Annotated in this window: 20 protein-coding genes, 1 tRNA gene and 1 pseudogene; 10 read left to right on the top strand and 12 right to left on the bottom strand. The window is 34.1% G+C overall.

Features of this window, described 5'->3' with window-relative positions:
* Position 1 precedes the first annotated feature (1 nt).
* Together H4O20_RS06140 and H4O20_RS06135 are read left to right on the top strand one after the other, a co-directional pair.
* The gene (locus H4O20_RS06140; protein ID WP_185098608.1) at positions 2-1,306 is read left to right on the top strand and encodes a deoxyribodipyrimidine photo-lyase; all 1,305 of its coding nucleotides are present in this window, start codon (positions 2-4) and stop codon (positions 1,304-1,306) included.
* Between the two features lie 124 nt (positions 1,307-1,430).
* Positions 1,431-2,018, top strand: a complete 588-nt coding sequence (locus H4O20_RS06135; RefSeq protein WP_185098607.1) for a hypothetical protein — start codon at positions 1,431-1,433, stop codon at positions 2,016-2,018.
* On the opposite strand, the gene murA is transcribed toward H4O20_RS06135, so the two are convergent.
* The 3 genes from murA to H4O20_RS06120 all read right to left on the bottom strand — a co-directional run bounded on the left by murA (position 2,015) and on the right by H4O20_RS06120 (position 4,374).
* A complete protein-coding gene (gene murA / locus H4O20_RS06130; RefSeq protein ID WP_185098606.1) occupies positions 2,015-3,331 on the bottom strand; it encodes a UDP-N-acetylglucosamine 1-carboxyvinyltransferase in 1,317 nt (438 codons plus the stop codon). The genes H4O20_RS06135 and murA overlap by 4 nt on opposite strands.
* Before the next feature lie 17 nt (positions 3,332-3,348).
* Positions 3,349-4,008 carry a DUF4290 domain-containing protein gene (locus tag H4O20_RS06125; protein ID WP_165148418.1) on the bottom strand — a complete coding sequence of 220 codons (660 nt, stop codon included), beginning with the start codon at positions 4,006-4,008 and terminating at the stop codon, positions 3,349-3,351.
* 75 nt (positions 4,009-4,083) lie between these two features.
* Positions 4,084-4,374: a DUF493 family protein gene (locus H4O20_RS06120; protein ID WP_139854916.1), complete on the bottom strand. Its 291-nt coding sequence runs from the start codon at positions 4,372-4,374 to the stop codon at positions 4,084-4,086.
* Positions 4,375-4,459: 85 nt separating this feature from the next.
* Between H4O20_RS06120 and H4O20_RS06115 the strand changes: the two genes are divergently transcribed.
* From H4O20_RS06115 to H4O20_RS06095, 5 genes and pseudogenes are all read left to right on the top strand, one after another.
* Positions 4,460-4,999 carry an AAA family ATPase gene (locus H4O20_RS06115; RefSeq protein ID WP_185098605.1) on the top strand — a complete coding sequence of 180 codons (540 nt, stop codon included), beginning with the start codon at positions 4,460-4,462 and terminating at the stop codon, positions 4,997-4,999.
* A 77-nt stretch (positions 5,000-5,076) separates the two neighbouring features.
* Positions 5,077-6,975 (top strand): ATP-dependent DNA helicase RecQ, encoded by a 1,899-nt coding sequence (locus tag H4O20_RS06110; protein WP_185098604.1) that lies wholly within the window; start codon positions 5,077-5,079, stop codon positions 6,973-6,975.
* Positions 6,976-7,078: 103 nt separating this feature from the next.
* Entirely contained in the window at positions 7,079-8,029 is a 951-nt protein-coding gene (gene fmt / locus H4O20_RS06105; protein ID WP_185098603.1) for a methionyl-tRNA formyltransferase, read from the top strand.
* 173 nt (positions 8,030-8,202) lie between these two features.
* Positions 8,203-8,484 (top strand): annotated as a pseudogene (locus tag H4O20_RS06100) (HU family DNA-binding protein); the annotation flags it as partial.
* 205 nt (positions 8,485-8,689) lie between these two features.
* Positions 8,690-9,250: a YqgE/AlgH family protein gene (locus tag H4O20_RS06095; protein ID WP_139854921.1), complete on the top strand. Its 561-nt coding sequence runs from the start codon at positions 8,690-8,692 to the stop codon at positions 9,248-9,250.
* Here H4O20_RS06095 and H4O20_RS06090 read toward each other — a convergent pair.
* Together H4O20_RS06090 and H4O20_RS06085 are read right to left on the bottom strand one after the other, a co-directional pair.
* Entirely contained in the window at positions 9,247-10,092 is an 846-nt protein-coding gene (locus H4O20_RS06090) for an aminotransferase class IV (protein WP_185098602.1), read from the bottom strand. The genes H4O20_RS06095 and H4O20_RS06090 overlap by 4 nt on opposite strands.
* 55 nt (positions 10,093-10,147) lie before the next feature.
* Positions 10,148-10,534, bottom strand: coding sequence for an START-like domain-containing protein (locus H4O20_RS06085; RefSeq protein WP_139854923.1), 387 nt, complete (start codon positions 10,532-10,534; stop codon positions 10,148-10,150).
* A 287-nt stretch (positions 10,535-10,821) separates the two neighbouring features.
* Between H4O20_RS06085 and H4O20_RS06080 the strand changes: the two genes are divergently transcribed.
* Both H4O20_RS06080 and H4O20_RS06075 read left to right on the top strand, forming a co-directional pair.
* A tRNA-Met gene (locus H4O20_RS06080) sits at positions 10,822-10,895 on the top strand.
* Positions 10,896-11,049: 154 nt separating this feature from the next.
* Positions 11,050-11,778 (top strand): SOS response-associated peptidase, encoded by a 729-nt coding sequence (locus H4O20_RS06075; RefSeq protein ID WP_185098601.1) that lies wholly within the window; start codon positions 11,050-11,052, stop codon positions 11,776-11,778.
* A 22-nt stretch (positions 11,779-11,800) separates the two neighbouring features.
* On the opposite strand, the gene H4O20_RS06070 is transcribed toward H4O20_RS06075, so the two are convergent.
* Together H4O20_RS06070 and hisS are read right to left on the bottom strand one after the other, a co-directional pair.
* Positions 11,801-12,535: a flavodoxin family protein gene (locus H4O20_RS06070; RefSeq protein WP_185098600.1), complete on the bottom strand. Its 735-nt coding sequence runs from the start codon at positions 12,533-12,535 to the stop codon at positions 11,801-11,803.
* 303 nt (positions 12,536-12,838) lie between these two features.
* On the bottom strand, positions 12,839-14,209 hold the full coding sequence (gene hisS / locus H4O20_RS06065; protein ID WP_185098696.1) for a histidine--tRNA ligase: 1,371 nt from the start codon (positions 14,207-14,209) through the stop codon (positions 12,839-12,841).
* Positions 14,210-14,407: 198 nt separating this feature from the next.
* Between hisS and H4O20_RS06060 the strand changes: the two genes are divergently transcribed.
* A complete protein-coding gene (locus H4O20_RS06060) occupies positions 14,408-15,649 on the top strand; it encodes an ABC transporter permease (RefSeq protein ID WP_139854927.1) in 1,242 nt (413 codons plus the stop codon).
* 75 nt (positions 15,650-15,724) lie between these two features.
* Here the strand turns inward: H4O20_RS06060 and H4O20_RS06055 are convergent, their stop codons facing one another.
* From H4O20_RS06055 to priA, 5 genes are all read right to left on the bottom strand, one after another.
* Positions 15,725-16,198, bottom strand: coding sequence for a DUF6495 family protein (locus tag H4O20_RS06055; RefSeq protein ID WP_139854928.1), 474 nt, complete (start codon positions 16,196-16,198; stop codon positions 15,725-15,727).
* A gap of 96 nt (positions 16,199-16,294) precedes the next feature.
* Entirely contained in the window at positions 16,295-16,747 is a 453-nt protein-coding gene (gene rplI / locus H4O20_RS06050) for a 50S ribosomal protein L9 (protein ID WP_139854929.1), read from the bottom strand.
* Positions 16,748-16,763: 16 nt separating this feature from the next.
* On the bottom strand, positions 16,764-17,060 hold the full coding sequence (rpsR, locus tag H4O20_RS06045; RefSeq protein ID WP_073216777.1) for a 30S ribosomal protein S18: 297 nt from the start codon (positions 17,058-17,060) through the stop codon (positions 16,764-16,766).
* A 3-nt stretch (positions 17,061-17,063) separates the two neighbouring features.
* Positions 17,064-17,402 carry a 30S ribosomal protein S6 gene (rpsF, locus tag H4O20_RS06040; protein WP_139854930.1) on the bottom strand — a complete coding sequence of 113 codons (339 nt, stop codon included), beginning with the start codon at positions 17,400-17,402 and terminating at the stop codon, positions 17,064-17,066.
* 179 nt (positions 17,403-17,581) lie between these two features.
* On the bottom strand, positions 17,582-20,032 hold the full coding sequence (gene priA / locus H4O20_RS06035; RefSeq protein WP_185098599.1) for a primosomal protein N': 2,451 nt from the start codon (positions 20,030-20,032) through the stop codon (positions 17,582-17,584).
* Positions 20,033-20,082: the final 50 nt, after the last annotated feature.

The raw sequence follows: 20,082 nt of genomic DNA, 5'->3' as shown, positions 1-20,082 counted from the left end.
TTTGACAGAAAAAGTAAATATATTTTGGTTTCGAAGAGATTTAAGGTTACGTGACAACACGGGTTTTCATCAAGCTCTAAACGGGAAGTTTCCAGTACTTCCAATCTTTATATTTGATTCAGAAATAATTAGTGAACTTCCAAAAAACGATGCACGCATCACTTTTATATTTCAAACACTTCAAAGTTTGCGCGAAGAATTACAAAAGCACGGGAGTAGTTTAGCAATATACCACGGAAAAACCAATGACGTTTTCCAAGAAATAATTTCAAAATTTGAGGTTCAAAATGTAATTACAAATCACGATTATGAACCTTATGCGAGAGATCGCGACCAACAGATAGAAACACTTCTAAGTCATAACAAAATCAAATTTCACACCTTTAAAGATCAGGTGATTTTTGAGAAGAATGAAATTGTTAAAAGCGACGGTACTCCTTATCTCGTTTACACTCCATATATGAAAAAATGGAAAGCTCAGTTTAATATGGAGTTTAAAGGTGAAATATTAAACTCAAAGAAACACTTTAAAAATTTATATCAAGATTCACGTTTACCAAATCTTTCATTAAATGATATCGGATTTGAGAAGTCTACAATTAAAGTCCCAGATTACTCCCTAACTCCTTTAACCATTCAGCAATATGAAAACAAAAGAGACTTCCCTGCTGAAGATGCTACTTCGCATTTAGGAATCTATTTGCGATTTGGTACAGTTAGTATTAGAGAAGTAATGAAGAAAGCTACAGCTGAGAAAAACGAAGTTTTTTGGCAAGAACTAATTTGGCGTGAATTCTTTATGCAAATCTTATGGCATTTTCCTGAAACGGTAGAAAATGCCTTTAAAAAAAAATACGACAGAATTGAATGGCGAAACAATGAAGTTGAATTTCAAATGTGGAAAGAAGGGAAAACTGGCTACCCCTTAGTGGATGCTGGCATGCGGCAGTTAATCACTACTGGTTATATGCACAACCGCGTAAGGATGGTTGTAGCGAGTTTTTTGTGTAAGCATCTTTTAATAGATTGGCGCTGGGGAGAAGCATATTTTGCCGAAAAGTTATTGGATTACGAGCTTTCTAGCAATGTTGGAAATTGGCAATGGGCAGCGGGTTGCGGTGTAGATGCAGCGCCCTACTTTAGAATTTTCAATCCTACAACACAGATTGAAAAATACGATAAGGATTACAAGTATATTAAAAAGTATATTTCCGAATTTGAAACTGCCAAATACCCTGAAAAAATAGTCGAACATAAAGAAGCTAGAGAACGATGTTTAAAAGTGTATAAAGCTGCGATTTCCTAAGTTTTTCTCCCTATATTTTTTTCATTTGTTAAAAAAAAGGTAAATCAAGCCTAATTTTGTGCTATTCTACACAATTTTGCTACTCTTGTGCAGTTAATGAAGGCAAGCAAACAAACTTAAAGACATGAAGAAAATTTTATTATTAACTATCCCTCTATTTCTGTTTAGCATAAGCGCTAATGCTCAGGATTCTGTTCAAATTGAAAAGAACACCCTTGATAACCAAATGACCGAGGCCTTTGATAAAAGTAATAGTTATCAAGAGTACAAGGTGATTAAGAAAACCCAACTAGCAACTTTAAAAAGAAACATTTTAGATTCTGTTTCTACGTTAGAGCGAAAAATTACAGGTTTAGAAAGTGAAATAAAAAACCAGAATACTGAAATTGACTCACTAACTCAAAACTTGAATCAAACTCAGGAAAATTTAGCGGCTTCTAAAGAAAAGGAAGACGGTATCGAATTATTTGGAATACTTACTTCAAAAACTACTTATAATACCATTATGTGGTCTATTATAGGAATTCTGCTTTTAATCTCAGGCTTTTTATTCTATAGATTCTTAAACAGCCATAAAATCACTAAAGCAGCTCAATTAAAAATGGCTGAAATAGAGATTGAATTAGAAGATAACCGTAGAAATAGCTTAGAACGCGAGCAAAAATTACGTAGAAAACTTCAAGACGAAATCAACAAGAACAGGAAAGTTTAATTACTTTCCGTTCTTGTTATTTTAGCTCCAATAGCTCTTAATCTTTCATCAATATTTTCGTAACCTCGATCTATTTGTTCGATGTTGTGAATAACGCTTGTGCCTTGTGCAGAAAGCGCTGCAATTAACAATGAAACTCCTGCGCGTATATCTGGCGAAACCATTGTAGTTGCCTTTAAATTAGATTGGAAGTTATGCCCGATTACTGTTGCACGATGCGGGTCGCAAAGAATGATTTTTGCACCCATATCTATTAATTTATCCACAAAGAACAGGCGGCTTTCAAACATCTTTTGATGAATAAGCACACTCCCTTTTGCTTGAGTACAAATTACAAGAACGATACTCAATAAATCTGGCGTAAATCCTGGCCAAGGTGCATCAGCTACTGTAAGAATAGAACCGTCAATATAGCCTTGAATTTCGTATTCTTCTTGCGAAGGGATATGGATGTCATCCCCTACCTTATTTAGTGTAATACCAAGTTTACGGAAGGTTTCAGGAATAAGCCCTAAATTTTCCCAACTTACATTTTTAATGGTAATTTCACTTCTTGTCATTGCTGCAAGACCAATCCAACTACCAATCTCAATCATATCTGGTAAAACACGATGATTACATCCTCCAAGTTTTTCTACCCCTTCAATTTCTAGTAAGTTTGAACCAACACCTTTAATTTTAGCTCCCATCGAGATAAGCATCTTACAAAGTTGTTGTATATAAGGTTCACAAGCAGCGTTGTAAATTGTAGTTGTTCCTTCAGCCAAAACTGCAGCCATTATAATATTTGCAGTTCCAGTAACTGAAGCTTGGTCTAAAAGCATATAAGCCCCTTTTAAACCCTCTGGAGCTTCTACTCCATAAAATCGCTCTTCTCTATTGTATCTAAATTTAGCGCCTAATTTAATAAACCCTTCAAAGTGGGTATCTAATCGTCTTCTTCCTATTTTATCGCCACCAGGTCGCGGAATATATCCTTTTCCAAATCTAGCCAATAACGGACCTACAATCATGATAGAACCGCGAAGAGAGCTACCCTCTTGCTTAAATAGTTCAGATTCTAAGTATTCAAGGTTAATTTCATCTGCAATAAATGAATATTTTCCTTTGTCAAGTTTTTCAACTTTTACTCCTAAATTACCAAGTATCTGTATAAGCTTATTAACATCAAGAATATCTGGAATATTCTCAATAATCACTTTTTTAGGAGTTAATAATACTGCACAAAGAATTTGTAAGGCTTCATTTTTGGCACCTTGAGGGGTTATTTCGCCCTTTAGTTTATGCCCACCTTCTATTTGGAAACTACCCATAGATAAAGATTGGAAATTTAGTGACGCTTTCGGTTGCGATTGTTAGAATTCGATTTGTAGTTTTTCTTATTTGAACTTGAAGATGAATAGCGCTTTTTAACTTTTAGTAAGTTTGAAGCATCGCTTAAGTCTTCATCACTATTTTTAAGATTGATTTTCCCTTCTGAAAGCTCATAAAGGTGTCCGAAAATCACATCATCTTCAACAGTGTCTTTATTCCAATTAAGGAAACACTTTTTCATGTGGTTTGCGATAGTTATAATTAAACCATCTTTTTTATCACCATCTTCCCAGCTATTAGCGACATCTATCATCCTTTTAATATTGTTCCCGTAAAAACGGTACTTTGGATGGTTCTGTGGATAACTTAAAGGTTCTGGTCTTTCCAATAACTCTTCTCTTGAAGGAATTGGATATGGAGAATCAACATCTAATTTAAAATCAGACATTATAAAAAGTTGATCCCACAGCATCGGTTGAAAATCTGGAACATCGCGAAGGTGAGGGTTTAGATTACCCATAACAGCAATAATACCTTTTGCCATTTTATTGCGTTCTTCTTTGTCTTCGGTAGCAATAGCCTGATCGACCATTTTTTGTATATGGCGACCGTATTCAGGTATTATTAATTTTGGACGCTCTGTATTATACTCTATCTGTGAAACTTCTTGTATCAAATTTTTAATATTAGGGGAGAGAATTATTTTACTTGGAAAGATTGAAAAATCATTTCACTTGCAAATTACTAAAAATTAAAGTGAAATTACACCTTCAACCTTAGAAACTTCAAGATATTTTTCTACAACTTCTTCTGGTGAAGACATTGTAACCCTTACCGATATACTTGTATATGTGCCTTTTGAAGAATCTCTTGTGTTAATCACTGCATCAGTTTTATCAAAAACCGCACGTATTTCTGCTATCTTTTCAAGATCTGCAGGCACTACAAATTTATAGAGGTATGGTGAAGGCCAAGTAGTGTCTCCTTTAAGTTGCTCTTTTAAACGTTCGTAAAACTCTGTAGTCTTTTTATCTTGACTCATTTATATAGTAAGTAGTTGGGTGAACTGCAAAGATACACTTTCACCACAAATAATTATTTACTTACTTTGTATAAAATTATAACTTTTGAAAACAAGACGAATTGTAATTACTGGTGGGCCAGGCTCGGGAAAAACCTCTTTGATTAAGTATTTAGAAGATAAGGGGTATAAAGTAAAAGAAGAAATCTCCAGAGAAGTTACACTTCAAGCTCAAAAAGAGGGTATTGATCAACTTTTTTTGGAAAAACCCATCCTATTTAGCCAAAAACTGCTAGAGGGAAGATTAAAGCAGTACCTAGAAGGAAATGAATGTGTTGACAAAATTCTTTTCTACGATCGCGGTATGCCAGATGTTACTGCTTATATGGATTTTGTAAACACCGAATACCCTGAATATTTTTCAAAAACCTGTATTGAACATAGATACGATGAAGTTTTTGTATTACCACCTTGGAAACAAATCTATAAACAAGACAACGAACGGTATGAGTCTTTTGACCAAGCCGAAAAAATATTTCATTTTTTAAAAAAAGGTTACACTAATTTCGGTTATAAAATCCATGAAGTACCAGTAGGGTCAATTGAAGATCGCGCTCACTACATTCTTAGAAGCTTAAATGAGTAGGTGTTTAAAGTAAAACCCTTATTCCTCATATATATAAATAGTTATTTATAACTTAGTAAATAATAAACTTCGTCAATTTGACAAATGTCCACGACATCTTAAACAAATATTGGGGTTATACTTCCTTTAGACCAAAACAGGAAGATATAATTAATTCCGTAATAAAAGGAAGGGATACCGTGGCTTTATTACCTACTGGCGGGGGAAAATCTATATGCTTCCAAGTTCCTGCAATGGCCATGGAAGGAATATGTATCGTGGTTTCCCCCTTGGTAGCACTAATGGGAGATCAAGTAAATTCACTAAAAGAACGCGGCATAAAAGCTTTAAACTTAACGGGGGGAATTTCATTTTCTGAATTGAATACACTTTTGGACAACGCCCTTTATGGAAAATACAAGTTTCTATATCTTTCTCCTGAAAGGCTGCAACAGGAAGTAGTTCAGAATTACATCAGGCAAATGAATGTGAACCTAATTGCTATTGATGAAGCGCACTGTATATCGCAATGGGGAAACGATTTTAGACCCGCCTACAAAAACATAACAATCCTTCGTGAAATTCATCCATTAACTCCTATTATTGCACTTACTGCAACAGCAACAACAGAGGTTTTAAAGGATACTATAGCAGAATTAAAACTCGAACAACCTGAGATATTTAAAAACTCATTTGTAAGAAAAAATCTTTCCTATCAGGTTTATAAAGAAGAAGACAAACTTTATAAGGCAGAGCAGTTTTTAAAGAGCAATACCGGCTCAGCAATTGTTTATGTAAGAAACCGAAAAGGCACCATTGAAATAAGCGAACAACTTAATAGCTTAGGAATCTCTTCAACTTATTATCACGGTGGAGTTTCCACTAAGGATAAAGCTAAAAAACTTCAATCTTGGCGACGAGGTGAAGTGTCGACTATGGTAGCTACTAATGCCTTTGGAATGGGAATAGACCAACCCAATGTTCGCTATGTAATTCACTTACAAATTCCAGAAAGCATAGAAAGCTATTTTCAAGAAGCAGGTCGCGCGGGGCGTGATGGTAAACTTGCAACAGCAGTTTTACTCTATAACGATTCCGATAAAATACAGGTACAAAAACAATTTATAGAATCACTTCCTTCCTCAACAGATTTGAAAAAGATATATCGGAAACTGAATAATTTTTTCCAGATATCTTATGGTGAAGGAGAGTTTACAAAACACAACTTTGGGTTTTCGGAATTCTGTAAAACCTATAATTTCAATCCTCTTCTTGCGTATAATGCTTTAAACAATTTAGACCGATTAGGTGTTATTCAATTATCACAAGAATTTGGACGGAAATCTACCATTCAATTTTTAATTTCTTCAGAGCGTTTATTAAACTATTTTGAAAAAGACATCACATCTTCAATAATTGGTAAAACGATCTTAAGAATTTACGGTGGAGTTTTTGAAATGCCCACTTCAATCAATTTAGAACTTATTTCTTCAAAAACAGGGCAATCTATTGAAACTATTATTTCTACTTTAAAAAAGTTAGAACGCGATCAAGTGGTAGAGTTGTCTTTACAAATTACTGATGCTACTCTTACTTTTCTCGTCCCAAGAGAAGATGATAAAACTATTAACGTTATTTCACGGGATGTAGAGGCTTTAAATAGAAAAAAGACCGCTCAAGTAAATTCGGTGTTACATTATATAAACGACACAAAAACCTGTCGGAGTGTTCAATTGGTAAAATACTTTGGGGAAACAACCTCAGAAGATTGTGGAATTTGCTCTAATTGTAATTTATCATCGCCACAAGCTTCTAACAAAGAATTAAAAAACATTGCTGTACAAATACTAGCCTTGCTTGAAGGTAGTGATTTAAGTTCGCGTGAAATAACAGAAAAACTTACTTTTGCGGAAGACACTGTTTTAAAAGTAATCCGGATATTACTGGATGCTGAAAAGATAAAAGTGAGTATAAAAAACGAATATTACATACCTTAAAATTGACTATATAATTGAAATATCTAGAGCGTCCTTATTGGAGTCTTTTAGATATCGCCTTTATATATTATTACGTCATTAAACTTATTATAGAGATTTAAAAATGCCAAAAGATTTAAGAATAGTATTTATGGGAACTCCAGATTTTGCTGTTGGAGTTCTAAAAGAAATGGTTGAAGCAGGAAGAAACATCGTTGGTGTAGTTACAGCGGCAGACAAACCTGCTGGAAGAGGACGAAAACTAATGGGGTCGGCAGTAAAAAACTATGCTGTTTCAAAAGGATTAAAGGTTCTACAGCCATCTAATTTAAAAGACAAAGCTTTTTTAAATGAACTTGAAGAGCTACAAGCAAATCTTCAAGTAGTTGTTGCTTTTAGAATGCTTCCAAAAGTGGTTTGGCAAATGCCTGAATTGGGCACTTTCAATCTTCATGCATCACTTTTACCACAATACAGGGGTGCTGCACCAATTAACTGGGCTATTATTAATGGTGAGAAGAAAACAGGGGTAACCACCTTCTTTATAGATGAGAAAATCGACACTGGAGCAATAATAGCAAATACAGAAGTTGATATTGTAGATGATGAAAACGCCGAATCTCTCCACGACAAATTAATGGATGTAGGAGGCAAACTAGTTTTAGAAACACTTACCTTAATAGAGCATGGTAATGTTGATCCTAAAATTCAATCTAACAATAGCGACCTAAAAGAGGCGCCAAAGCTCACACCCGAGAACACTCGAATAGATTGGAACAAACCAGGAAAAGAAATTGAAGCATTTATTAGAGGTCTTTCCCCCTATCCTGTTGCTTGGTCTGTATTACATAATAATAATGAAGAGCTAAAAGCTAAGATATACTCAGCCAAATACGAAAAAGCAGATCACAATCAAGAGCCGGGAGAAATTGAAACCACTAAAAAGGAAATAAAAGTTGCTTGTATTGATGGTTACATTTTAGTGAAGGAGTTACAGCTTCCTGGAAAGCGAAAAATGGATAGTGCATCGCTTTTAAATGGTTATTCATTCGATGTGAATTCAAAACTGTCGTAAACCCTCGTAAACACTGATTTGATTAAATTTTATTTAAAAACAATCAAGTTTATTAACAATCGACCAAAGTTATTAACAATATAGTGGATTTACTGCGTGGTTACTTGCTTGAACGGATAATCCTTTTAAATTTGTAGAGCAATTAATCGAAGTTTAACCAACAATTTAATTTAAAAAAAATTATGAATAAATCTGATTTAATCGATGCAATGGCAGAAGATGCCGGAATCACTAAAGCTGCTGCTAAGAAATCTTTAGAATCTTTCTTAGAAAATGTTCAAAACTCACTTAAGAAAGGTAACCGTGTATCTCTTGTAGGATTCGGTTCTTGGTCAGTTTCAAAAAGAGCTGCTAGAGAAGGAAGAAACCCTCAAACAGGAAAAACCATCAAAATTGCTGCTAAAAACGTAGTGAAATTTAAAGCTGGTTCTGATTTACAAAATAGCGTAAATTAATTGTAAAAAATACTTTACAAAATTTAAAACCTTCTTTTCAATTTAATTGATAAGAAGGTTTTTTTATTGGTCTGATTTATAGTTTATTAGTAATTCATTCTTTTTTATGAATATTGATGAGTTAATCATAATTATACTTTGGTTTGATTAAATTTTTGGCATTCTTAAATTAATTACTTAGCTTTAATAAACCAAATAAAAACTAATGACCATAATTAAACCCGAAAAAGGCCATCTTTTAATTGCGGAACCATCTATTATAGGTGACGTTTCATTCAATCGTTCTGTCGTTTTATTGGCAGAGTACAATGAAACAGGTTCTGTAGGTTTTATTCTCAACAAGCCATTAAAACATAAGCTTAGAGACTTTATTCCAGAAGTTAAATCTAAGCTCACTGTTTACAATGGCGGACCTGTAGAACAAGACAACCTTTATTTTATTCATAGTATTCCAGACATTATTCCTGAAAGTATAGAAATTTCGAAAGGCATTTATTGGGGTGGCGATTTTAATGCAATCTTAGATTTACTAAAAGAAGATAAATTAAACGAAAATCAAATTCGTTTCTTTTTAGGATATTCAGGATGGGAAGCCGACCAATTAGACCAAGAATTAGAAGTACATAGCTGGGTAGTAGTCCCAAATACCTATAACAATGAGATAATAGGAAAAACCAAAGCTAATTTTTGGAAACAAAAAATGATCGAACTTGGAGGCGATTATGTTTTATGGTCTAACGCTCCAGAAAACCCTACTTACAACTAATTAGTTGTTACCAAATCATTCAATTTTTGCAATAAAATTTTTGCAATTTTATCTTCAAATGCATTTTCATTATACCTAGTAACGGGTACAATTCCTTGAATAACATTTGTTATAAAAATTTCGTCAGCGGTATGTAAATCCATAACCGAAATTGAGGTTTCTTTTATCGAATATTCTGTGTCGCTTTTTACAATAGTAATAAGCTGCTTTCGCATTATTCCATTTAAACATCCTTCTCGAATTGGAGGCGTTATAATAGTTTTTCCTGAAACGATAAACAGATTACCATTTAAAGCCTCTACCACATTATTCTTTTCGTTTAGAAGAAAACAGTTATCAAAACCATTTTCCTTAGCAAAAACACTACCTAAAACATTAATTAACCTATTGTTCGATTTTAAAGTGGAAAGCTCTCCTGAAGAAACTAAGTGTTCGTCATAAGCCCCTATTTTACACGCTGCAATATTCGATGGATACGTTAGTGAAGCTAAAGCTTCAACCATAATTGCATATTCAACCTCATTGGTAAAGGGTGTGTATTTTCCTCCAGCCTTACGCCAAACTAATAGCTTTACTCTATATGAAGAATTTATAGATACCTGTGCAGCTATAGTTCTTGAAATTTCTTGTTTAAGAAAGTTGCTAGAAAAATTCTCTGAACTTTCCATTTTCAGAATTTTCAATGACGATTTTAAACGTAGATAATGGTCTTCCCAAAAGTAAATTTTGCCATTTCCATAACGCATAGTTTCAAAAACAGCGTCACCATAATTCAAGCCTCTATTATTAATTGTAATAGATGCATCTTGTTCTTTTACTATTTGGCCATTTAAGTTTATCATATAAAAAACCGTCTTAGCTATAAGACGGTTCTAAAATAATATATTTATTGCGGTTTTAAGCAGATCCTAAAATCTGTTTAAGGTTTGAAACCATATTTTCCCAAAGCATTTTTCCTTCTTCTATTTCATCTTCTTCAGCGTAGTCGGTTATCATAAGCGAGACGTCTTTAGTTATTTCGTCAACTTGTATTCTTAGTTCGAAATAAAACTCCTCCCCTTCATCTTCCAACCATCTAAATTTGATGCGTTCAGGGCTTTTTTTGCTTAGTAACTTAGCTTTCTCTTCGCTACCTTCCCAAATAAAAGTATAAAATTCCCCACGTGAATTTACGTTGTCTGCATACCATTCTGATAACCCAGAAGGTGTTGAAATATATTGATATAATAAAGATGGAGATACCTGTATTGGGAATTCCATTTCATATTTAATTTTGTCTTCCATAGCACTATATTTGTTGCTGCCCAATATATATATATTAATTATAATCCCGAAATATTCGTTTAAAAATTTTATGAGATTAAGATATAAAAAAAATGAAATAAATTTGAGATAAAATTTGCGTCAGTTTATTTTGTTACTATCTTTGCAGCCGCTTAGGCCTTTTGGCTGTAGCAAATTTAGATTAAGAATCTAAAATGGCGAGGTAGCTCTCCCGATAGCTATCGGGAGGTAAGAGCGTCGAAAAGGAAAAGTTTTGATTGAAACTTACCTTAATTTTTTTTTAAAATGGCGAGGTAGCTCAGCTGGTTAGAGCGTCGGATTCATAACCCGGAGGCCTCGGGTTCAAGTCCCGATCTCGCTACAGAGGTTAATACTCAAATTCAAACGGTTAGGTTTATTCCTAACCGTTTTTTTATGCAATCAACTTTTGAATTTAGTACCTTAGAGCACAGAATTAGATACGATTTGAAACAAATTATTCTAAACGGTAATTCTTAAAACTACACCTATCTATAATGTGCTACGAAACCGCCCTCACAAAAAAGAAAAAGGAAGTAAAAGAAAACTTTAATAAAGACTTTGCTAATCCCGAACAATACGAGATTTACTATCATCGCTCTGGATTTACTCATCCCAATCTTCAAATTGTAAAAATGAATGAACCCAACACTATTTATCCGGCTGAATGGGGATATGTACCAAGTTGGGGAATGAGAGATATCACAGCGTTTAGAAAAAAATACAACACCTTAAATATAAAGTCCGAAACACTTTTTCAAGGATTATCCAAAGAAGCAGCATTCGAAAACCGCTGCCTAATTATAGCCGATGGTTTTTTTGAACCACATAAAACTGCGGGAAATTCTATTCCCTACTTCTGTTATATCCCAACCGATAAATATGCAGATAACCGTGATTTGTTTGTATTTGGTGGGATTTATTCTGAAATAGAAGATGATACAAATCAATTTACCTGCTCCATTCTTACTATGGAAGCAAATCCTTTTTTCACTGAGGTTCACAATGTCAAAAAAAGACAACCTCTTGTACTTGATGAAGAATTGTACGACGAATGGTTCAATCCTGATTTAAATGAAGGAAATGTATTAGAATTAATCAAAAATGGCTTTACCTCAAAAGAATTTAAGGCTCATCCTGTAAGCACAGATCTTTATAAGCGGAATTTAAACACAAACAAACCCTATATTATCGAGGAGGTTCCACCTCCAAATCTTTTGTTTTAATAAAATTTTATTCTTTATAATTCTAGCGATATTCAGGGTTCTTAAACTCCCAACGTGCTCCATCATCCCAATCATTTCTAGAATTTCCATAGTTTGAGTAACCGTTATTTGATTTTAACATTGAAGCTAGGTGAAGTAAATTATAAGTCATAAAAGTAGTATTCCTATTGGTAAAATCGCTTTCAAAACCTACGGGTTGCTTTAATTTTTTACCCTGCCATTCGGTATCTCCATAACTAGGGCCAGGACCTACCTCTCCTATCCATCCACAGTCAGCTTGTGGAGGTATAGAATACCCTATATGCTGAAGTGAATACAGTATTCCCATTGCACAATGTTTTATTCCATCTTCATTGCCTGTTACTACACACCCACCAACCTTTCCGTAAAACAAGTATTGTCCTTTATCGTTGGTTTGACCACTCATAGCGTAAAGTCTTTCTATAAGTTTTTGTGCAATTGAAGATTTTTCTCCCAACCATATTGGTGAACCTACGATAAGAATATCTGCATTAATGATTCTTTTAAATAACATTGGCCAGTCATCTTTTTCCCAATTATGTTCCGTCATATCAGGATATACCCCAGAAGCAACTTCAAAATCTACCAATCGGATTTCATCTATTCTAACTTTTTCCTTCCTCATTATTTGTTTTGAAACATTTATCAATGAGTCTGTATGGCTAGTTTCTGGAGATTTTTTCAATGTACAATTTACATACATCGCACTCAAATTGGTGAAGTCTGGAGATTTCATAAAACAATTTTAATTGATTCTGTTATAAGTTACAACATGTTTTTTAAATTGGCGTGATATCGTAGAAATTCCACAGTCTAAAATTTTAGATAATATTCAAACATCTAGAAAATATTTCTAAAAAATCCTGCTATTAAAAGTATTCGTTTTAGAATAGAAATTAGATAGATATCAATGAGTTTTGCTAATAATTATTAGATCTAATCTTCGACACTATCAACAATTAAAATTATAAAAACCAAAAATCCCGCTGAATATATTTTCCAGGGGATTTTTGATATACCTGCGTAAAGTAGTAATAATCTATTCTGCTAAAAAACTTTCTAGGTCTGAATAACTCATCATTGTTTGTTCTCCAGTTTTCATGTTTTTAAGCGTAAAAGCTTCGGCTTCCATTTCCTTTTCACCTGCTAGGATTGTAAATGGAATATTGCGCTTATCGGCGTACCCCATCTGTTTTCCCATTTTTGCCGAATCTGGATATAGCTCAGCTTTTACATTAGCACTACGCAACTTTGAAATTGTTTTCATGGCGTACAACGCTTCTTTTTCACCAAAGTTTAGGAAGAGCGCTCTACTATTTTCAGAAATGGCTTCTGGAAAAAGATTTAGTTCTTCAAGCACAAGATATGTTCTATCCAAACCAAATGAAATTCCCATCCCACTCATGTCTTTTAAACCAAATATCCCGGTAAGATCATCGTATCTTCCGCCGCCGCCTATACTTCCCATTTTCACTTGTTTGGGAGCAGCTACTTCTAAGATAGCACCTGTGTAATAGTTTAGGCCACGCGCTAAGGTTACATCAATTTGCAATGAAGCGGACTTTAAACCAAGCGTTTCTATATTATTAGTGATGAACTGTAACTCTTCTACCCCTTGCATTCCTGTTTTAGAATCAGAAAGCATTTCGCTTAAGGATTTTAAGTTTTCATCGTTATTTCCTGAGAAAGAAAATAATGGTTGCAATTTGTCTAAGGCTTCTTCAGAAATTCCTTTTTCACGCATTTCCTTTTTTACGCCTTCCTCACCTATTTTATCAAGTTTATCTAAAGCCACTGTGAAATCTATCAGTTTATCTTCTGCACCAATAGTTTCAGCGATACCGCTTAAAACCTTACGATTGTTTATTTTAATGGTTACTCCTTTTAGTCCAAGTTTGGCATAAACAGCATCATAGAGTTGCACAAATTCCACTTCTTGCCAAAGCGATTTTGAACCTACAACATCTGCATCGCACTGATAAAATTCGCGGAACCGTCCTTTTTGAGGCCTATCTGCACGCCATACAGGTTGAATTTGGTAACGTTTAAAAGGAAAAGTAATTTCGTTTTGATGCTGAACAACATAGCGAGCAAAGGGAACTGTAAGATCATAACGCAAGGCTTTTTCAGAAATCTTAGCAGTCATTTTAGTGCTATTTTTTTCAGAATAAAGCCCATCGTCTACTTTAGAAAGATAATCTCCACTATTAAGAATTTTGAAAATCAAACGATCCCCTTCTTCACCATATTTCCCCATTAAGGTATCACTGTTTTCAAATGATGGGGTTTCAATAGGCTGGAAACCATAAAGAGAAAATGTTTCTTTTATAGTATTAAAAATATAGTTACGTTTAGATACTTCTTCAGGAGTAAAATCGCGAGTACCTTTTGGAATAGACGGTTTCAAAATAGATTATAGATTTTAGATTTTATAAAAAAGAGAAGAGAGAAGAGAGAAAGATGGTGAGAATTTCAAACAAACAACCAAACTCATAACTCATAACTCATAACTCATAACTCATAACTCATAACTTAAAGAAGCAAATATCTTAAATAATAGTAACTTTATCCAACTTTTGCCGTCTAATGAGAAACTCAAACTAAAAATATGTTTTCACTCTTTTGGGAAAATGTTCGAATTGCACTTGGCTCTATTAAAGGGCAACTGCTTAGAACTATATTAACTATCGTAATTATAGGCATTGGTATTTGGGCTCTTGTAGGGATTTTAAGTGCCGTAAAAGCACTGGAAAACACTATATCGGGCAATTTTGCATCTATGGGTGCCAATACTTTTAATATTCAACGATACGAATTTGAAGTACAAAGTAATAGAAGCGGCGAACGCGAAAAGGTAAACCCTATAATTAGCTACAACAACGTTCGTGAGTTTTTAAATAAATATGAATTCCCACAAACAAAAACTTCGCTTTCATTTTTAGGTACCGCCGGCGCCGAGGTAAAATTTGGCTCAGAAAAAACAGATCCAGAAGTAAAAGTTTATGGTATTAATGAAAACTATCTTGAAACCTCGGGTACAGAAATAGAAAAAGGTAGAAATTTTACAGTTTTTGATGTTGAAAACAACAATAAGGTGTGTATTATAGGCTCCGATTTTATGAAAAGTCTTTTTAAGAATGAAGACCCTATTAATAAAACCATTAGCATACGCGGGGTTAAGTTTAAAGTTATAGGCTTACTTGAATCTAAAGGCTCTACATTTGGCAATAATCAAGATTTAAGGGTTTTAATTCCCGTTCAAGTTGCACGAAGTATGTACACTCAGCCTAACATTAATTACAACATCAGTGTAATGGTTGGCGACAAACAGTATATGGAAGCAGCCCAAGATGAAGCAATAATTACTTTCAGAAACATACGCGGACTTAGTCCAGTTGAAGAAAATAATTTCGGTCTTGAGCGCAGTGACGATTTAATAAATAGGATTGCAACAATGACGGGGTATTTAGAAATTGCCGCCTGGATAATAAGTATCATCACAATTTTGGGATCTTCAATAGCTCTGATGAATATTATGCTAGTATCTGTGACTGAGCGTACTCGGGAAATTGGTGTCCGTAAGGCATTAGGAGCCAAACGATCTACAATATCTACTCAGTTCTTTATGGAAACTATAGTAATTGGTCAGTTTGGAAGTATTCTCGGGATTATTCTCGGAATCCTAACCGGATATGGCTTCGCAAAAGCTTTCGATTTCGATTTTACCTTACCTTGGACTGCAATGATTTGGGCTACAATAATAACCTTTATAGTAGCTGTTATTGCAGGCTCCTACCCTGCTTCAAAAGCTGCACGTTTAGATCCTATTGAGAGTTTAAGGTATGAATAAGTAAAACTATAACATAAGGAAAGCCCCAAATCTCAAAATTAAACTTCTGAAATTTGGGGCTTTTTAATTTGAAAATTATTCTTTCAATAGGTCGCTAAAATAAGTATAAAGTTCACCTTTTGTAATAACAGCACCTTGCTGAATTAGAATAAAAATATCTTTATTTCTATCTTCTTTAATTGCTTTAGTAGATGTGTACAAGCTTACTGCATCGTCGTGTAAATTTTGCTGAAGCCATTTGTAGCCGTATTCGGTTGTAATATCAACCTCTTCCTTATCAATTTTTATTGCGATAAGTTCCATAAAAGCATCTGTAATATGAAAAAGCATTAATTGCTTAGGCGAAATGTGCTCTAGGTATTTAACTTTCTTAAGCACACCTTCCCATATTAAGTCGCTAAAAACATCTAACTCTTCTTCAGCTACTTCAGGTTTTTCAACTTTTAACTTAGCCCATTCGTCTGCAGTAATAGACTGAGTAGCTAGAAAGTTGATAAACTCCTGGTGTAATTCTTCAAATTGTTCTTTTGTTAATCTGGCGTATTTCATTTTTGGTATCTGTTATCTATTGTAATTGAAAACCTATTTCCAAATAAAAAGCCTTCCTCAAACTGAGAAAGGCTTTTTTATATTCAATTGAATAAATTATTTTGCTTCCGCAACAACCTCAAATGCGAAGTTGCTAATCACATCTCTGTGGAAACGGATAGTTGCTTCGTAAGGTCCTGTACGCTTAATAGCTCCACCAGCAATCATGATGAATTTCTTCTCGATAGATACACCTGCTTTTTCAAGTGCTTCTGCAAGATCAGCGTTGTTTACTGAACCGAATAATTTATCACCTTCACCAGTTTTGGCAGAGATTTTAATTTCAAGTCCGTTTAATTTCTCAGCCTGTGTTTTTGCTTCATCAACTATTTTCTGTTCTTTAAAAGCGCGTTGTTTTAAAGTTTCAGCAAGTACTTTTTTAGCTGAAGGAGTAGCAAGTACTGCATGTCCTTGAGGTATTAAGTAGTTTCTTCCGTAGCCGTTCTTAACAGTTACAATATCATCTGCAAAACCCAGATTTTCTACGTCATTCTTTAATATAAGTTCCATAATACGTTCTGGTTTTTTATTTTAATAGATCGGTTACATATGGCATAAGTGCCAAGTGGCGTGCTCTTTTAACTGCAACTGCAACTTTTCTTTGGTACTTCAATGAAGTTCCAGTAAGTCTTCTTGGTAAAATTTTACCTTGTTCGTTTACAAATCTTAATAAGAAATCTGCATCTTTATAGTCAACGTATTTAATACCTGACCTTTTAAACATACAATACTTCTTAGTCTTGTTTGTTTCTATATTAAGCGGAGTAAGATATCTGATCTCTCCGTCTTTTTTTCCTTTTGCTTGTTGTTGTAATGTTGCCATAATTTAAGCTGATTTTTTATTGCGATTTCTTCTCTTCTCTGCCCAAGCAATTGCGTGCTTATCAAGGCTTACAGTAAGGTAACGCATAAAACGCTCATCCCTTTTGAATTCAGTTTCTAATTCGTTTACAGTATCACCTTCTACAGTGTACTCAAACAGGTGGTAAAACCCACTTTTTTTCTTTTGAATTGGGTAAGCAAGTTTCTTCAAGCCCCAATTTTCTTTGGATATCATCTTAGCACCTTTAGAAACAAGAAAATCTTCGTATTTCTTTACTGTCTCCTTTATCTGATCTTCAGATAAAACGGGATTTAAGATGAAAACAGTTTCGTAATGATTCATAAAAAATCTATTAAAATTATTATTAAAACTCCTTGACTTCCTGCCAAAGAGGGTGCAAAAGTAATACATTATTTGGTTTAATCAAACCTATTTTTAAATAGAATTTAAAGAAATGCCCAATAAATCTTCAAGTTGATACACTTTACTAAAGTATTTATGTACTCGACATATTCTTAATTTTAATAATTATCCACATCTATATTAATACGCACACTTGAAAAATCTTTAATTGTATTAAAACTACGCTGTACGTTATTAATATATTTCTTACTCTTATCTAAAGACTGATCCTTCGGAATTTTGATTAGGACATTAATAATATACATATTCTTAATTCTTCCAATAGGTGGGGGTTCAGGACCTAAAACATTTTCTTTAAACGGAAATTGTAGCGCTTGAGCAAACCAAGCAGAAGCTTTTTGAACTTTTTTTAAATTCTTGTCTTTAAAAACAATTTTTATAGTTCTATAGTATGGAGGATATTTAAAATTGTACCGCTCTTCTAGTTGCTCCTTATACATCTCGGCATAATCATTAACGCTAACTTGCTTTAAAATTTGATGATACGGATTGTACGTTTGTATTAAAACTTTACCTCTTTTTTGTGTACGCCCTGCCCTACCCGACACTTGTTGAAGTAATTGAAAACTACGTTCGTGAGCTCTAAAATCGGGGAAATTTAGAAGGTTATCGGCATTCATCACCCCTACCAAACCTATATTTCTAAAATCTAACCCTTTAGCCAGCATTTGAGTACCCACCAAAATATCTATTTCTTCATTTTCCAGTGCTTCAATAAGTTTTGAATACGCGTGTTTTCCCCTGGTAGTATCTTGGTCCATCCGTGCGATTTTGTGATTCGGGAAAAGTGGTTTTAATTCGTTTTCAACCTGTTCGGTTCCAAATCCTTTTGTGTCTAGCGTTTCACTCCCACAAGCTATGCAACTTAGCATCATCGCTATTTTGTATCCGCAGTAATGGCAACGCAACTGATTTTTATATTGATGAAAAGTTAGACTTACATCGCAATTAGGGCATTGAGGCGAAACACCACAAGTTGTACACTCTACCACTGGCGAATAACCTCTTCTATTCTGAAAAAGAATAACCTGTTCCCCATTTCCTAAAGTTTCACGCATTTCTTCCAGCAGTCTATCACTGAAATGCCCCGTCATTTGCTTTTTACGGCTTTTGTCCTTAATATCTACCAATTCAATTTCAGGCATTAGTACGTTTCCGAAACGCTTTTTTAGGGTTACCAACCCAAATTTCCCTGTTTTAGCATTGTAATAGCTTTCTAAAGAGGGCGTTGCAGACCCCATCAAAACCTTTGCTTTGTGAAGTTTAGCTAATACTATAGAGCTGTCTCGAGCATTGTAACGTGGTGAAGGACTATATTGCTTAAATGATGGCTCGTGCTCTTCATCTACTATTATGAATCCTAGATTTTTAAAAGGTAAAAATAATGATGAACGCGCACCAATAACCACTTGTGCTTTTGACTTTTCATTCAATACATTATTCCAAACCTCAACCCTTTCATTTACTGAAAATTTTGAATGGTAAACAGAGATTTTTTCTCCAAAATATTTTTGAAGTCGAGTAATTAATTGTGTAGTCAAGGCAATTTCAGGAAGCATATATAAAACCTGCTTTCCCGTAGCTATCATTTGTTCTATTAAACGAACATAAATTTCAGTTTTCCCACTAGATGTTACACCGTGAAGTAATACAACATCTTTTTCAGCAAAAGTAGCTTTAATCTCTTGGTAGGCTTTTGTTTGTGCTTCGCTTAACTCTTTAATATCTGTGGTAGCTTCACCCGAAAACTCTACCCTATCTTTTTGAATAAAATATTCTTCTAAAACTCCTTTATCGATAAGCGATTTTAAAGTGGAAGCCGAGGCATTACTTTTCTTTTGAAGTGCTATAGTTGTAATCGGTTTTTTTGTCTGACTACTCAGTACAAACAAATTCATAAGCATTTCGCGTTGTTTTGGAGCGCGACTCATCGAATCTAAAAGTTGACGTAAATTCTCTTCAGAAGTATATTCAGGTGAAAGCTTCACATAGCGAACAAGCTTTGGGGTGTATAGCTCGTAAACGGTTTCTTCAACATCAACAACTTTTTTATCTATTAATTTATTAATAACAGAAACCACATTTTTCTTATCGAGTATAGAGCGCACTTCATTTATGTGTAATGAAGTTTGATTTTGAAGCGCTTCAAATACTAAAAACTCTTCATCTGTAAGTGATTTTTCCTCTATATTAATTTCGGTAGAAAGCTTAATCATTGTTTCACTTTCCAATAAAAAAGCACTTGGTAAAGCAGCCTTAATCACTTCCCCTAATGAACACATATAATACTTCGCAATCCACTCCCAATGCTTTAACTGATGAATTGTAATTATGGGGGTTTCATCTAAAATATGATCTATAGACTTGGTTTCGTAGCCTACCGGAGCTTGATCGTGAACTTGATAAACAATTCCCGTAAAAACTTTTGACTTTCCAAATGGGATAGCTACACGCATACCCGGTTGCAGAAAAGCAGCTTCATCCTTGTTTACACTATAAGTGAAGGTTTGTTTTAAAGGAATAGGAAGAATAACATCTATAAAAAACAAAAGGAAAAATTATTTGATTAATTATTTGATTTGAAGACACAAAAAAGGCC

The organism is Aequorivita sp. 609 (assembly GCF_014212065.1).
In the GTDB taxonomy this organism is placed as follows: domain Bacteria; phylum Bacteroidota; class Bacteroidia; order Flavobacteriales; family Flavobacteriaceae; genus Aequorivita; species Aequorivita sinensis.
This window is presented reverse-complemented; position numbering and strand designations above follow the sequence as displayed.

Bases quoted from the DNA above. Each gene is read 5' to 3' on its own strand.
- H4O20_RS06070 (WP_185098600.1), bottom strand. From the start codon at position 12,535: ATGAAATCTCCAGACTTCACCAATTTGAGTGCGATGTATGTAAATTGT.
- H4O20_RS06120 (WP_139854916.1), bottom strand. From the start codon at position 4,374: ATGAGTCAAGATAAAAAGACTACAGAGTTTTACGAACGTTTAAAAGAG.
- fmt (WP_185098603.1), top strand. From the start codon at position 7,079: ATGCCAAAAGATTTAAGAATAGTATTTATGGGAACTCCAGATTTTGCT.
- H4O20_RS06095 (WP_139854921.1), top strand. From the start codon at position 8,690: ATGACCATAATTAAACCCGAAAAAGGCCATCTTTTAATTGCGGAACCA.
- H4O20_RS06055 (WP_139854928.1), bottom strand. From the start codon at position 16,198: ATGAAATACGCCAGATTAACAAAAGAACAATTTGAAGAATTACACCAG.
- H4O20_RS06060 (WP_139854927.1), top strand. From the start codon at position 14,408: ATGTTTTCACTCTTTTGGGAAAATGTTCGAATTGCACTTGGCTCTATT.
- rpsF (WP_139854930.1), bottom strand. From the start codon at position 17,402: ATGAATCATTACGAAACTGTTTTCATCTTAAATCCCGTTTTATCTGAA.
- H4O20_RS06075 (WP_185098601.1), top strand. From the start codon at position 11,050: ATGTGCTACGAAACCGCCCTCACAAAAAAGAAAAAGGAAGTAAAAGAA.
- H4O20_RS06135 (WP_185098607.1), top strand. From the start codon at position 1,431: ATGAAGAAAATTTTATTATTAACTATCCCTCTATTTCTGTTTAGCATA.
- rpsR (WP_073216777.1), bottom strand. From the start codon at position 17,060: ATGGCAACATTACAACAACAAGCAAAAGGAAAAAAAGACGGAGAGATC.
- H4O20_RS06085 (WP_139854923.1), bottom strand. From the start codon at position 10,534: ATGGAAGACAAAATTAAATATGAAATGGAATTCCCAATACAGGTATCT.
- murA (WP_185098606.1), bottom strand. From the start codon at position 3,331: ATGGGTAGTTTCCAAATAGAAGGTGGGCATAAACTAAAGGGCGAAATA.
- H4O20_RS06090 (WP_185098602.1), bottom strand. From the start codon at position 10,092: ATGATAAACTTAAATGGCCAAATAGTAAAAGAACAAGATGCATCTATT.
- rplI (WP_139854929.1), bottom strand. From the start codon at position 16,747: ATGGAACTTATATTAAAGAATGACGTAGAAAATCTGGGTTTTGCAGAT.